At 59.8% G+C, this 13,572-nt stretch carries 13 protein-coding genes; 10 read left to right on the forward strand and 3 right to left on the reverse strand.

What is annotated here, in order from left to right:
- Positions 1–36 precede the first annotated feature (36 nt).
- Entirely contained in the window at positions 37–984 is a 948-nt protein-coding gene (locus ASD31_RS13530; protein ID WP_056334738.1) for a choline ABC transporter substrate-binding protein, read from the reverse strand.
- Positions 985–1,230: 246 nt separating this feature from the next.
- On the opposite strand from ASD31_RS13530, the gene ASD31_RS13535 reads away from it, so the two are divergent.
- The 10 genes from ASD31_RS13535 (at position 1,231) to ASD31_RS13580 (ending at position 11,796) form a co-directional block, all read left to right on the forward strand.
- Positions 1,231–1,812, forward strand: a complete 582-nt coding sequence (locus ASD31_RS13535) for a thymidine kinase (protein WP_056334740.1) — start codon at positions 1,231–1,233, stop codon at positions 1,810–1,812.
- A 65-nt stretch (positions 1,813–1,877) separates the two neighbouring features.
- Positions 1,878–2,261 (forward strand): c-type cytochrome, encoded by a 384-nt coding sequence (locus ASD31_RS13540; RefSeq protein ID WP_056334337.1) that lies wholly within the window; start codon positions 1,878–1,880, stop codon positions 2,259–2,261.
- A gap of 173 nt (positions 2,262–2,434) precedes the next feature.
- Entirely contained in the window at positions 2,435–3,523 is a 1,089-nt protein-coding gene (locus ASD31_RS13545; RefSeq protein ID WP_056334340.1) for a hypothetical protein, read from the forward strand.
- Positions 3,524–3,710: 187 nt separating this feature from the next.
- Entirely contained in the window at positions 3,711–4,859 is a 1,149-nt protein-coding gene (locus ASD31_RS13550) for a hypothetical protein (RefSeq protein WP_056334343.1), read from the forward strand.
- A 3-nt stretch (positions 4,860–4,862) separates the two neighbouring features.
- Positions 4,863–6,773: an AAA family ATPase gene (locus tag ASD31_RS13555; RefSeq protein ID WP_056334347.1), complete on the forward strand. Its 1,911-nt coding sequence runs from the start codon at positions 4,863–4,865 to the stop codon at positions 6,771–6,773.
- 58 nt (positions 6,774–6,831) lie between these two features.
- Positions 6,832–7,080 carry a type II toxin-antitoxin system RelE family toxin gene (locus ASD31_RS13560; protein ID WP_056334350.1) on the forward strand — a complete coding sequence of 83 codons (249 nt, stop codon included), beginning with the start codon at positions 6,832–6,834 and terminating at the stop codon, positions 7,078–7,080.
- 12 nt (positions 7,081–7,092) lie between these two features.
- On the forward strand, positions 7,093–7,500 hold the full coding sequence (locus tag ASD31_RS13565) for a helix-turn-helix transcriptional regulator (RefSeq protein WP_056334353.1): 408 nt from the start codon (positions 7,093–7,095) through the stop codon (positions 7,498–7,500).
- Positions 7,501–7,510: 10 nt separating this feature from the next.
- Positions 7,511–8,812 carry a DUF6638 family protein gene (locus ASD31_RS13570; protein WP_056334356.1) on the forward strand — a complete coding sequence of 434 codons (1,302 nt, stop codon included), beginning with the start codon at positions 7,511–7,513 and terminating at the stop codon, positions 8,810–8,812.
- The gene (locus ASD31_RS13575) at positions 8,805–9,932 is read left to right on the forward strand and encodes a DUF2333 family protein (RefSeq protein ID WP_056334359.1); all 1,128 of its coding nucleotides are present in this window, start codon (positions 8,805–8,807) and stop codon (positions 9,930–9,932) included. Before ASD31_RS13570 ends, ASD31_RS13575 begins: the two co-directional genes overlap by 8 nt.
- A gap of 184 nt (positions 9,933–10,116) precedes the next feature.
- Positions 10,117–11,796 (forward strand): formate--tetrahydrofolate ligase, encoded by a 1,680-nt coding sequence (locus ASD31_RS13580; protein ID WP_056334361.1) that lies wholly within the window; start codon positions 10,117–10,119, stop codon positions 11,794–11,796.
- A gap of 80 nt (positions 11,797–11,876) precedes the next feature.
- Here ASD31_RS13580 and ASD31_RS13585 read toward each other — a convergent pair whose 3' ends face one another.
- On the reverse strand, positions 11,877–12,380 hold the full coding sequence (locus ASD31_RS13585) for a DUF1993 family protein (RefSeq protein ID WP_056334364.1): 504 nt from the start codon (positions 12,378–12,380) through the stop codon (positions 11,877–11,879).
- A gap of 111 nt (positions 12,381–12,491) precedes the next feature.
- Positions 12,492–13,286 carry an extensin family protein gene (locus ASD31_RS13590; protein ID WP_056334367.1) on the reverse strand — a complete coding sequence of 265 codons (795 nt, stop codon included), beginning with the start codon at positions 13,284–13,286 and terminating at the stop codon, positions 12,492–12,494.
- Positions 13,287–13,572: the final 286 nt, after the last annotated feature.

Genomic DNA, 13,572 nt, shown 5'->3' on the forward strand with positions numbered 1-13,572 from the left:
CCGCCCGTATCGACGTCTGCCATGATCACACGGATCCTAGAGGCCAAGGGCCGCCTTGACGGCAGCGACGGCATCGCCGCCATCCTTGGTCGTCACGCCGGCGAGCCACGGTTCGATCGCCGCCGGATTTGCCTTCAGCCACTCGGTGGCCGAGGTTTCCGGATCCTTGCCGTCATTGATGATCTTGCCCATGATCTCGTTTTCCATTGGAAGCGAGAATTTGAGATTGGTCAGCAGCTTGCCGACATTCGGGCATTCGGTGGTGTAGCCGGCGCGCACATTGGTGAAGATCGTCGCGCCGCCGAGGTTGGGGCCGAAGATATCGTCGCCGCCCGTCAGATAGGTGAGGCTGAAATTGGCGTTCATCGGATGGGGCTCCCAGCCGAGGAAGACGACCGGCGTCTTGTCCTGCTCGGCGCGCGCCACTTCGGCAAGCATGCCCTGTTCGGAGGATTCGACCACTTCGAAACCCTTGAGGCCGAACGTGTCCTTGTCGACCATGTCGATAATCAGCCGGTTGCCGTCATTGCCCGGCTCGATCCCGTAGATCTTGCCGTCGAGATCGTCCTTGTGGGCGGAGATGTCCTTGAAGTCCTTGATGCCGAGTTCGGCACCCTTGGCATTGGTCGCCAGCGTGTATTTGGCGCCCTCGAGATTCGGCCCGAAGGATTCGACCGACTTGTCATCGAGGAAGGGACGCACGTCGTTTTCCTGCGTCGGCATCCAGTTGCCGAGGAAAACGTCGATGTCCTTGTTCTTCAGCGACTGGTAGGTGACCGGAACCGAAAGAACGGTGGTCTCCGTCTGGTAGCCGAGGCCCTTCAGAACCGTGCTGACGGTTGCGGTCGTTGCGGTAATGTCGGTCCAGCCGACGTCGGAGAAGCGGACGGTGCCACAGCTTTCCGGCTCGGCCGCATGGGCTGTTGCGCTCAGGGCGGCCAGCGATACGGCTGCGCCCAGCATGAATTTCAATGTCGGTCTCATCATCGTGATTATTCCCCTGCCTTTTGATTTAGCCAATCACCAAATGTCCGCCAATTCAAGCGCCCTGGTGTTGACCTGAAGTGTATTGAGACATTTGCCGGACACGTCCGCCTAAAACGACGCGAGATGTCGCATTGCTCATGTTCTGGAGCCTGCCGTCGATTTTCTGTGATTTTCGCGCCCGCGCTCTGGTCTTCCTCGCCCCGTCTGTTCATGAACGAACAACAGCATACAGAAGAGGACGCCATGGCAAAACTGTATTTCAGCTACGCCACCATGAACGCCGGAAAATCGACCTTGCTCCTGCAGGCGTCCTACAATTATCGCGAGCGCGGCATGCGCACGGTCATCCTGATTGCCGCCTTCGATGACCGGGCGGGCAAGGGACGCGTCTCCTCGCGCATCGGCCTCAGCGACGACGGCATCGCCTTTACTCATGCCGACGACCTTTATTCATTGATCGAGCGGCTGCACGGCGAAGAGACGATCGCCTGCGTCTTCGTCGACGAGGCGCAGTTTCTCGGCGAGGATCAGGTCTGGCAGCTTGCCCGCGTCGCCGATCGCATCGGCATTCCGGTCATGGCCTATGGCCTGCGCACCGATTTCCAGGGAAAGCTCTTTCCCGGCTCCATGGCCCTCCTGGCGATTGCCGACGAGATGCGGGAGGTGCGCACCATCTGCCATTGCGGCCGCAAGGCGACGATGGTGGCGCGCATGGACGCCAGGGGCAATATCGTCCGCGAGGGCGCGCAGGTCGATGTCGGCGGCAACGAGAAATATGTGGTTTTCTGCCGCCGCCATTGGGAAGACGAGATGAATAACGGCTGATGCATATCGCGGCCGGCTTTGCCGTGCCATGATGATGCCTGGTCTTGTGCTGCTGGAGAATTGCAATGCTTGCGCGTCTTTGCCTGACGGGCCTGTGCCTGTTTTTCACCGCCACGCTGGCGCAGGCCGGCGGCGATGCACAGGCCGGTGCGCAAGTCTTCAGGAAATGCGGCGCATGCCATACCGCAACCGATGCCGCCAACCGGGTCGGGCCGAGCCTGATGGGGGTGATCGGTCGTCCCGTTGCCGTTTATGACGGCTATGACTATTCCGCCGCCATGAAAGCCTTCGGCGCCGATGGCAAGACATGGGACGAAGCCCGGTTGGCCGAATATCTTCGCGCGCCAAAGGCAATGGTGCCGGGCACGAAAATGTCGTTTGCCGGCCTGAAAAAGGTTTCCGACATCGAAAATGTCATCGCCTATCTGAAAACGACGACCAAGCCGTAGGGCTGGGCAGGCGGAAACGGGCGAAGCACGGCGCCGCCGAGAATCGGTGCAACCGTACTTGTGCTTCAAAATGCCTGTCCCATTATATAGGTTGAGGCCGGATATAGGTTGAGGCCGGCCGTGAATAATCAGGCTGCGCGGCGCATTTCGCACCGGAGCGACAGGGGAAACCGATGGCGACACTTCAGAATTTTGAGAGCGAGATCGAGAAAACGCGCGGGATCGTCGAGGAGGTGCGCGGCAAGATGAACCAGTCGGCGGTGGTTCTCGACCAGTTCGCCAAGTCGGACACGAAGCTGGGCGACGCCAATTTCGACATCGAAAACGCCCGTATCCAGGACGTCATCAACCAGCAGAAGGTGATGGAAGGCAATATCGCCGACCTGATCATCGGGCTGGAGGACGCCACCAACGTCTTCGGCTCCGAGTTCGAGAGCATGAAGAGCTATACGGGCTACGAAAAATTCATCGGCATGTTTTCCAAGCAAAAGATGCAGCGCATGCGCACCGACCGCGTCCGCAACATGTCGCTGGCCGGCAACCTGCAGGAATTGCTGTCCAAGTCCGATACCATCGTCGGCATCCTCAAGGACCAGAAGAACGTTCTCGATCAGCGCTACAAGACCTCCGAGGCAAGCCTGTTGCAGGTGATCGAGCGCCGCAAGGGCACGATGGCCAATCTCCAGGAGACCCAGAAGCGCATCGAGGAACTCAACCCGATGCTGATGGACATCGAAAACCGTATCGCCGCCTCCACCGACCAGATGTCGCGCACCCAGCTTGAAGGCGAGCGCTCGGTTCTTGCCACCGAATATAACGAGAAGCAGGCGAAGGAGCAGGAGCTGCTGGCCGAGAGCCAGACGCTGGAGCGCTATACCGCGATGTTCCAGACCTTCGTCGATTCGCTCAACAACCAGATCGCCGCCCAGAATACGCTGATCAACAAGCTGACCATCGATACCGAGCAGCGCATCGTGCTCTACAAGGCGCTCGAGGATTCCCTGAAGACCGCCGCCCAGCAGGATGTCGCCCACAAGATCAATACGCTCGGCAGCCAGGTCGATACGGCGGCGGAGGAAACCATGGCCGGCATCGGCTCGGCGGCGCAGCGCCATATCGGCGATCTCCTTGAAATGCACGAGAAGAACATGCTCTCCACCCAGGACATCCAGCGCCGTAAGAAACTCGCCGACGACGCCTTTGCCCGGCGCTTCCAGTCGGTGATGGACAAGCACAATTCCGCGAATTATGTGAAGCAGTAATGCAGCGTGTGCTCGCCGAAACTTATTTCATAAAGCCCCTCACCCTAACCCTCTCCCCGCAGGCGGGGAGAGGGGACGACGGAAATTGCCGCTTGTCCCTTCTCCCCGTGTACGGGGAGAAGGTGCCCGATAGGGCGGATGAGGGGCCGCCAAATACGCGTACAGTTTTGCCACGAGACAGCCACCCATGAACGCCGCATCCGAAGGCCCCGTCGGCCAGTATTTCGCCTCGATCCGGGCGGCGCTTGGCGGGCTTGAGATCTTTCTGGGCGATCGTAATTCGCCGCTTTATCGCAACAGCGTCGTCGGCGAAGTGGTGGTGCCCTATCTGGCGCGGCTGAAGGCCTCGTTCTCGTGCTGGGAAAATCGCATCGGCTTCATCGAGCAATTCCGCATTTCGCGGGCTGAAAGCGGTTTTCCGGTTTTCCAGAATGTGCTGGAACTGGAAAACGACCGGCAATCGGCGGCAAAGCGCCTGTCGGGCATTCCGCCCGCGGATGCGCTGCGCCAGGAAATGGCCGATTTCATCCTGAGGCAGAAGAGTTTTCCGACCGAACTCCAGTCCCGTATGGCCGAGCGGCTCTATCTGGAGCAGATCGGCAAGGGCGAAATATTTTCGCCCTTCATCATGCCGGAAACGATCCGTGTCGCCGTCAATCCGAAGACCATGCGGCCCTACTACGTCGTCTCATGGGGCGCTTTCGACGGCACGAGCACGCTGCCGATGGTCTATATGACGCTGGTCGAGGATTCCTCGGAAAAGATCGTCTCCCTGCTGGTGACGCCCGATGGCAAGCTTAACCCGGATACCGACATACCCCTGCCGGTCGGCGGTCTGCTCAATCCGGAGCTCGCCAGCCGTTTTGATGATTTCGCACTGAAGAACAGCGCCTATTCGCTGACGCCGGTGACGATCGCCACCAATTTCGACCGGGATTTTCCCGAACTCCACCCCAAGCAGTTGCGCCGCATTGTGCTCGGCCCCTTCTATTCGGCCGGGATTACCGAGAACAATGCGCGGATCAACGACATCCTGTCCAAGGTTCGCAAGACCGAAAACGCCTGGCTTTTGACCTGGACGGTCCAGGAGGTCTTCTCCAAGGCCGAGCGTCCGGCCGAGCGCGGTTTTTGGTCCTCGACGCCGGCGGTGGAGGAATTCCACATCGATACCGACAATCTGGAGGCCACCCGGATGGGCGTCAGTTCCTACGAGAAACATGCGCTGGTGCCGCACGACGCCTATCAGGCGCTCTATGCGACCGGCGAGGCCGCGGCGATCTTCGGCGACTACAACGTGCACGTGATTTCCGGCAACCAGGTCATCAGCGAGGTGTGAGGCATGTCACTGAACACGGGTTTGACGACGCTTCACGAGGACGACATCGCCAAGCACCAGGCGATGGCGCAGGGGCTTGTAACCCGCCTGATCATCCTGGAGGCGGACGATCCCGCAGCCGGCGCGGCGATCGCCGGCACCGGCCGCCGCTTCATTTCCACCGTCTCGACCGGCGGCCAGCGCCGCACCCGCGAGGTCGAGCTTGCAAAGACCATCCAGGCGGCCCGGCCGGGGGATCCATTGCTTTCGCCGGCCCAGCACGGCGTGCTCTACCGCTCGCGGCGCGGCCTGCAGGTAGCGCTTGCCGTCGCCGAGGTCTTTGCCCGCCAGACTGATCTGGAAAGCCTGCAATCGCGCAATGCGGCGTCACCGCTTTCAGGCGAGGACGCGACGCGGTTCAAGGCGCTGCTTTCGGCATCGGCCTATATCGCAGCCTTCACCTTCGCCGCCTATCTGGGGGCAACGCTTGCCGGCGAAGGCGAGCCGGTGGAAGACGGGACGGAACCGGATTTCCTGTTCGACACGCCGCAGGATGCACTGAAGAGCATGGTTTCGGCGCTGGACAGAACGATCGCCGGCGCGCCCGACGATGCGGCCTTGACCAGCCGGACCCGCGCCTTCGCCCGGCTTGCCATCGAAGGGTTGATCACCCGCAAGGCCCGGTTCACCGGGCTTGCCAGCTTCGAGAATGTCCATATCCGGCTGGACCAGGACGATTTCACGCTCAACGGTTTCGATGTCGCGCCCGGGCAGAAGCGCAAGCCTCTGGTCATGACCTTCAAGAAGCCGGAAGAAATCATCGGCAATCACATCGCCAAATATCAGGCGCTGAAACTTGCCAAGATGCTGATGGCCTATGATTTCGACCGGCAGATGAACCCCTTCGTCGAGCTTGGCGGCTTCCTGTTCACCTTCATCGGCGATGGCATGCCGGGCACCGGCAAGACCATCCTCATCCAGATGCTCGCCGGCCTCGTCAACGATTACTGCCAGGTTGCCGGCTATGCCTTCCACTACGAGAATTTCGGCGTCGACCAGATTTCCTCCTATCAGGGCAAATCCGGGCAGAACTGCAAGGAATTCGTCAACAATGTCATCAATCCGCGCGCCATCGGCTTCGGCACGATCGACGATGTCGATCAGGTCGCCGCCAAGCGCTCCGATGACCGGGCGTCCGCCGGCCAGCACGAGGTGACGGCGGTGCTGATGGAGAGCTTTGCCGGTGCTTCGACGGTGATCCGCGGCAATTGCACCTTCGGCATGTTTTCCAACTATCCGGAAAATGTCGATGATGCCCTGCGCCAGCGTGCCGGCGCCCGCTGGCTGGTCGACGGACCGCAATCGGAAGGCGATTATATCGACATCTTTGCCATGCTGGTCGGCAGGAACCACCAGATTCCGCTCGGCGAACACGCCCTGTTTGCCGGCCAGGAGATCAAGAAGGCTGTCTCGCAGTCCTACGAAGCCCATTCCCGCCCGAAGGAGGAGGGGTTGTTGGCCGTCTGGGAGCGGTACGAAAAAAACGAGGGCAGGATCGAAACGCTCGCGGATGTCGGCGCCTATCTGCACGAGATCAAGCAGGCCGAGCCGCGCTTCACCGGCCGCGCCATCAAGAACATCACCGATGCGATCAAGATGCGGGCGATGGACGTGGACCTGCCGGATGACTGGTTCGCCACGCCGGAGGCCTTCATGCACAGGACCTATGACGAGAAGAAAGCCATGATCGAGGAGCTGCGCGGGCCGATCACGCTCGACATGGTCCTGCAGGAGATCAACCGCTATGCCGACAGCGAATTCCGCTACACCGACAAATCCGACGATGCCGCGGTGACAGATATCATTCGCCGGGAACGTCAGCGGGAAAAGGCGGTTCGCGAGATCGAGGCGATGAAAGGCGAGGGGCGCTGGTAGGGGTAGAATTAGCTATTAGCGAATTTTGTTGCCTGTCCCGGTAGCGAGGCTTATATCCATGAAGCAAGTTTTCTTCCACACTCCCGCTTTGCGGACGCTCGCACGGATACCGAGAAATGAGGCCGAGAAGATAAGGCGGAAAATTTATCAATATGCTGATGATCCCTCAGCGCTGAAGACAAATGTAAAGAAGCTACAGGGACGCGAGGGTTTCAGGTTGCGCGTGGGAAACTGGCGAGTGATCTTCGATGAAAATGGCGAGGTTCTTGACGTGCTCGAAGTCGATAGCCGTGGAAGCATTTATTGAAGGAAGCGGGTGATGAATAAGGTGACCAAGTTTACCACGCCTGGCGGGGAAGAAATGGTTATGCTTGGACGCGCCGAATACGATGCGCTTGTCGAAATGGCAGAAATGCTTGAGGACGTTGCTGCATACGACGAGGCCAAGCGGCGCATTGCCGAGGGTGATGATCTCCGTGTTCCTTTAGAATTCGTCGATCGGCTGATCGACGGCGAAAATCCGGTCCGTGTCTGGCGCGATTTTCGCGGTATGGCGAGCAAGGACCTCGCAAAGGCGGTCGGCATAAGTGCGGCCTATCTCTCCGAGATCGAGACCGGCAAGAAAGACGGCAGTCTTTCGGTTTTCAGGAACATTGCCAAGGCGCTCCGCGTCGATATCGACGATCTCTTCTGGGGCGAAGACCGTAAATCGCCTGTAGACGAATGATCTGCATAGCATGAAACGTCTCCTGGAAGCCGAACTCATCTATGGTCGCCTGCTCGAGATTTCCGAGCAGCATCTGATTGCCCGCTACAACAAGGCGCTCGAGGGGTTTGGCCTGCATCCGACGGCGCTGTCGTCGTTTCGGATCGACATGACCGGGTTTTCGCCGGAGATCGCCGACGAACTGGGCGACCGCGATTATCTCGATCCGAACCGGGTCAACCGTCGCTTCATCCTGCTCACGCCGGCGCAGGAGGAATTGCCGGTGGTCCATACGAGTTTTTCCAATACCGCCGCACTGATGCACGAATTCTTCTTCGCCAATGCGCGCGCCATCAATGCCGTGACGATCAGGGACGCGCTCTATGGCGAGATCGAGGATACCGTTTCCACCGTCGACGATATCGATGATCTGCTGTCGATCAACGAAGTCCGCTTCCGCGTGCTCTCGGCCGAGGACATGCTGGGCAAGGCGGCCGAGCTGCGCACTCTGACGGACCGGCTGAAGACCGAGCCCTCGGCCTGGGCCGATGACGGGCTCCTGAACCGGATGGTCGAGCTTGCCAAGGTGACCGGCGATATCCGCGAGAATGCGCTGGTGCCCGACCAGCTCGTCTTTCGCCATGATGCCTTCTGGGCCAATCATTTCGGCGGCGTCTATGTCTTTCTGGACGAAAAGACCACCACCGTCATCTGCGATCCTTCCGTACCCGGATTTCGCCGCTCCCGGCCCTGGCAGGTAAGTTATATCAGCCTGTCGGACCATCAGCGCATCTATGAATTCCTGGCCTCGACGAAGCGGCTGCAATTGCCGCAGGCCTCCTGGGTGCAGGATTCCGGCCTCTATCAGCATCGGGCCGACATGATCCTGCGCGGGCTGGTCAACCAAGCCGATCCAACGGCCGATCTCGGTTCCATCGACCAGATCTGGCTACAGACCTGGATGCACCGCAATTCCGCGCTGGTCGCCTCGGACGGCGCCTATCCCTTTCTGCAGGGGATGATCCGCTCGGTGCTGTCCTCCGGCACGATTAGGATGCAGGAGGTTCCGCCGGAAAACCGCTTCCTTCTGGTGCGGGCGGCACCGGAGCATCCCGATCAATGGTTGACCAACCGGTTGATTTCACAGCTCGTGCCCAGCGATTTCGTCTCCCGTTTCGTCTTCGACAAGGAGGGATTTTATGGGGCTTATGAACATTATAGCGAAAAGTTCAGGGAATATGTTGTGGCGACGCTGACCGGCACATATCTCAGGAACAAGGTGGCGTTTCGCAAACGCCTTTACGGGCTCAGGGAGGAAACCAGCAATGCTTGATCCGATCGTCGCGTTCTTTCAACGCCTGTTCTCCGCGATCGGCCGCGGCATCGGCATTGTCATTGCCTGGTTGCTCTTCCCTTTCATCACCGTCGCCAACTGGTATCGGGGGCGCAGCTGGATCATCAAGGGGCCGATCGGCATTGGCCTTTTGCTGCTGATCGCTCTCTACGGTTATTTCATTTGGCAGACGCAGGCCTGGACCGGTTTCGACCCGGATTATGTCAACAGATACAATCTGGCGGAGCGCAAGAACGATGCCGGCCAGCCGATCAAGGTCGCTGCCGGCGAGACCGCGCCCGCCGATCGCTGCGAGCGTTCGGCGATCGTCGATGTGACGGCCGACCTGATCGACTACAATGTCAACGAGAATGCCTGGATTTCCTCCATGCTGCTCTACAAGGCCGGTCTTTTCGGCATGGACTGGGATCATACGCCCTGGTTCGACAATAAGGCTGCCTTCCAGCGCGGCGTCAACGAGGCGGTGCGCCGTACGACCGTCGAGCTGGTGGATTCGCTGGTGCGCATGCGCGGCACGTCAGGCATCAATCCGCGGCTTCAGAGCGTGCGCAGCAAGATGCAATATGAGGAAACAAACTGGTATTTCGGCCTGTCGCCGTTCGGTCCCTTGACGCCGACGCCCTCGCAATACCGCGCGGCCATCGCCGATCTTCGTGCCTTCAACGACGAACTGGCGAGCTGTGCGGTCACATTCGACGCGCGCGCCGATAATTTCCTCGAATTCATGGATCGGGTGTCCAGCTCGATCGGCAGTACCTCGGCCATGCTGCGGGAACGGTCTGAGAACTACAACGGCGGCTGGTTCGATACGCGCGCCGACGACCGGTTCTGGTTCGCCTATGGCCAGCTCTACGGCTATTACGGCATATTGTCGGCCACCGGAGCGGATTTCGATGGGGTCATCAACCAGCGCGGCCTCGGCCCGATCTGGGCGGAAAGCATCAAGCAGTTGCGCGCCTCGCTGAAAATCCAGCCGCTGATCATTTCCAACGGCCAGGAGGATGGCTGGATCATGCCGACCCATCTCGCCACGCTCGGCTTCTATGTCCTGCGTGTGCGCTCCAACCTTGTCGAAATGCGCGACATTCTCGCGCGATAGGCGGAAATCGATTGTTTTTGAGACGGAAGGACGCTGTTCTTCCGTCTCTTTCGTCGGATTTGCCGCCGCAAAGCGAATTTTCGTATCGCTGACGCGCTTTCACGCAACAATTCGATGGAAAGCCCTTTCAGTTCACGCTCATATGCTCGCCAGACCGGAACCGGTGGAAGGGGAGAGACGCCATATGGCCGATGTGAAATCCGATATCGAAATAGCCCGTGCCGCGACGAAGAAGCCGATCCTCGACATCGGCGCGAAACTGGGGATTCCGGCGGAAGACCTGCTTCCCTACGGCCATGACAAGGCAAAGATCAGCGCCGATTTCATCGCCCGGCAGAAGGACAAGCCGAATGGCAAGCTGATCCTGGTCACCGCGATCAACCCGACGCCGGCCGGCGAGGGCAAGACGACGACCACGGTCGGGCTCGGCGATGGATTGAACCGGATCGGCAAACGGGCCGTCATCTGCATCCGGGAGGCCTCGCTCGGCCCCTGTTTCGGCGTCAAGGGCGGCGCGGCCGGCGGCGGTTATGCGCAGGTGGTGCCGATGGAGGATATCAATCTCCACTTCACCGGCGATTTCCATGCCATTACCTCCGCCCATAATCTCCTGTCGGCGCTGATCGACAACCATATCTATTGGGGCAACGAGCAGAATATTGACATCCGCCGCATCGCCTGGCGCCGGGTCATGGACATGAACGATCGCGGATTGCGCCAGATTGTCGGCTCGCTCGGCGGCGTTGCCAATGGGTTTCCGCGCGAGACCGGTTTCGATATCACCGTGGCATCGGAGGTGATGGCCATTCTGTGCCTGTCGAGCGACCTCAAGGATCTGGAAAGGCGGCTTGGCGATATCATCATCGCCTATCGGCGCGACCGCACGCCGGTCTTTGCCCGCGACATCAAGGCGGATGGTGCGATGACCGTGCTTCTCAAGGATGCGATGCAGCCGAACCTCGTCCAGACGCTGGAAAGCAACCCGGCCTTCGTCCATGGCGGGCCGTTCGCCAATATCGCCCATGGCTGCAATTCCGTCGTGGCAACGACGACGGCGCTCAAGCTGGCGGACTATGTGGTGACGGAGGCGGGCTTCGGCGCCGATCTCGGGGCGGAGAAATTCTTCGACATCAAATGCCGCAAGGCGGGGCTGAAGCCGGATGCGGCCGTCATTGTCGCCACCGCCCGGGCGATGAAGATGAACGGCGGAGTGAAGAAGGAAGATCTCGGCGCGGAGAATGTCGAGGCGGTGCGCAAGGGCTGCGCCAATCTCGGCCGCCATGTCCAGAACGTCAAGAAATTCGGCGTGCCGGTGGTCGTGGCGATCAATCATTTCACCCTCGATACCGAGGCGGAGATCCAGGCGATCAAGGATTTCGTCGCGACGCTCGGCGCGGAGGCGATCCTGTGCAAGCATTGGGAGAAGGGGTCCGCCGGCATCGAGGACCTAGCCCGCAAGGTGGTTGCATTGGCGGAAGGCGGCAAGTCGCAGTTCTCGCCGCTCTATCCCGACGACATGCCGCTGTTTCAGAAAATCGAAACCATCGCCAAGGACATCTATCATGCCGGCGAGGTGATCGCCGACAAGAGCGTGCGCGAGCAGTTGCGGACCTGGGAAGATCAGGGCTACGGCCATCTGCCGATCTGCATGGCCAAGACCCAATATTCGTTCTCGACAGATCCGAACCTGCGCGGCGCGCCGAGCGGCCATACGGTCCCCGTCCGCGAAGTCCGGCTATCGGCCGGTGCCGGCTTCATCGTCGTCATCACCGGCGAAATCATGACCATGCCGGGCCTGCCGAAAATCCCCTCGTCGGAGAGGATATTCCTTAATGATCAGGGCTTCATCGAGGGGCTGTTCTAAAAGCAAGCCGGTCAACACCGCAAAAACTTGCGGTGTTGACCGGCTTATTTGCGCGGTCGGCTGGCGGAGTTCCTACCTGCTTAAAGGTCGAAATAATCGGCCTTGCCGATTGCCACGCCTTGGTTGCGCAGGATGTCATAGGCCGTGGTGACATGGAAGAAGAAGTTCGGTAGCGCGAATTTCAGCAGATAGTCGTCTCCTGTAAAGTTGAACTTCACCTTGCCGAAAGCGATATTTACATCCCGGCTGTCGCTGTTCTCCAAATCGGACGGCTTGACCGTCTCGAGGAAGGCAATGGTTTTGGCGACGCGCTCGCGAAGCTCGGTAAACGTCGTCTCCTCATCGGGGAAGCTTGGCGCTGCGACATCGCTCAGACGCCCGATGGCATTCTTCGAGGTATCGCTGACACGCTGGATCTGGCCCGATAAAGGCAGCATATCCGGGGCGAGCCGGGCATTGAACAGGTCGTGCAGCGGAATATTCTTTTCAGCCGCGTGCGCTTCCGCCTTGTCAAGAAGTCCGGCAAGGACGTTGAGCCCACGGATGAAGACGGGAACCGAGAGCTTGTACATGGAAACGGACATGAAAATTCCTTTGTAATCGCGGGGCCGCAACAAGGTTCAAAACGGCGCGGTCATCAGCAGATGGGGTGTGAACTGGCCTCAAGCAAGACTGCGTTGCGGGCCAAACTAAAGTCACCTGCAGTAGCGATAGCCGTTCTTGCGCTCCAGGACGTCGAAATGCAGATGGTTCTCGTGGGCTTCGTCGCTCCCGGGGTCGAGGACGGTTTCGAAATAGAGGCAGCCTGTCGCCGTCACGGCGCGCTGGAAGGCGCCGGCAAGCGTCGAATCCTCGTCGCGCGGCTGGATTTCGATCGATGTGCCGCTCTTGAAGGTGAAGGAAGCGATGTCCACGGCATTGCCGCGCGCATGCTCGGAGATTTTTCCGGTCGTCGCATTGTTGCGTAATCGGCAGACATAGCTCGATGCCTGGTTGACCGAGGTCAGCGGTCCCTCGCTTTCAAGTGCGGCTTTCGCGGCGGGCAAGACGGCCTCCTTCGTCCAGCGCGCCAGTTCGAGCGCCGTCTCGCAGCGCATCTTGCCTTCCGGCTTCAGGGTGATGCCGGGAAGGACCGATTGCAGCGACAACGGCCGGTCGATGCCGCAGCCCTTGCCGTCGTCGATCCGTTTCTCTTCCCGGAAACTGGCGCCGATCTCCTTTAAAGCCGCAAGGCAGGCGGCATGCTCCTTGTCGTTCTCGGGTTCGATGGTGAGCTTGGGCTCAGTCTTTTGCTTTGCCTCCGGCTTCGGCTCCTGCGGCGTTGGCTTCTCCACCGGGGAAGGCGCCTTGTCGGCATTATCGGCTTTCGGTGGAGATGGCACCGTCTCCGTTTTCACAGGCTTCTTTTCCGGGAGAGGGCCTTTTTCGGGAAGGCCGGCGCTGGTGAGGACAAGGATCGGCAGCAGGAGGAAGATCAGTCGAAAAGCCATGAAGAACTCCGCTTCTGCCGGGGCGGCAGGGTGAAGGGACAACGCATGAGGGCGGTGCGTGGTTGCATCGCAGGCGGTGAACGATGCGGCACGGATGCGTCGGTTCCAACTGAATGCCCGTCAGCGGCGGCAAAACCGGGGCAAATGTGGTTTTTATATGTTGACAATTATAGTCATGTTTAATAGCAAGCTGAGCAGGCCGCAATTTTCTGCGGCCGATACCTAGCCAGCAATGGAGCCCATGGGCTCGCCAGCCAGCCCGGTGCAATTTCTCAAAGGACTGGCC

The organism is Rhizobium sp. Root482 (assembly GCF_001426565.1).
In the GTDB taxonomy this organism is placed as follows: domain Bacteria; phylum Pseudomonadota; class Alphaproteobacteria; order Rhizobiales; family Rhizobiaceae; genus Pararhizobium.

Coding starts and splice junctions, on each gene's coding strand:
- ASD31_RS13530 (WP_056334738.1), bottom strand. CDS start 984: ATGAGACCGACATTGAAATTCATGCTGGGCGCAGCCGTATCGCTGGCC.
- ASD31_RS13535 (WP_056334740.1), top strand. CDS start 1,231: ATGGCAAAACTGTATTTCAGCTACGCCACCATGAACGCCGGAAAATCG.
- ASD31_RS13540 (WP_056334337.1), top strand. CDS start 1,878: ATGCTTGCGCGTCTTTGCCTGACGGGCCTGTGCCTGTTTTTCACCGCC.
- ASD31_RS13545 (WP_056334340.1), top strand. CDS start 2,435: ATGGCGACACTTCAGAATTTTGAGAGCGAGATCGAGAAAACGCGCGGG.
- ASD31_RS13550 (WP_056334343.1), top strand. CDS start 3,711: ATGAACGCCGCATCCGAAGGCCCCGTCGGCCAGTATTTCGCCTCGATC.
- ASD31_RS13555 (WP_056334347.1), top strand. CDS start 4,863: ATGTCACTGAACACGGGTTTGACGACGCTTCACGAGGACGACATCGCC.
- ASD31_RS13560 (WP_056334350.1), top strand. CDS start 6,832: ATGAAGCAAGTTTTCTTCCACACTCCCGCTTTGCGGACGCTCGCACGG.
- ASD31_RS13565 (WP_056334353.1), top strand. CDS start 7,093: ATGAATAAGGTGACCAAGTTTACCACGCCTGGCGGGGAAGAAATGGTT.
- ASD31_RS13570 (WP_056334356.1), top strand. CDS start 7,511: ATGAAACGTCTCCTGGAAGCCGAACTCATCTATGGTCGCCTGCTCGAG.
- ASD31_RS13575 (WP_056334359.1), top strand. CDS start 8,805: ATGCTTGATCCGATCGTCGCGTTCTTTCAACGCCTGTTCTCCGCGATC.
- ASD31_RS13580 (WP_056334361.1), top strand. CDS start 10,117: ATGGCCGATGTGAAATCCGATATCGAAATAGCCCGTGCCGCGACGAAG.
- ASD31_RS13585 (WP_056334364.1), bottom strand. CDS start 12,380: ATGTCCGTTTCCATGTACAAGCTCTCGGTTCCCGTCTTCATCCGTGGG.
- ASD31_RS13590 (WP_056334367.1), bottom strand. CDS start 13,286: ATGGCTTTTCGACTGATCTTCCTCCTGCTGCCGATCCTTGTCCTCACC.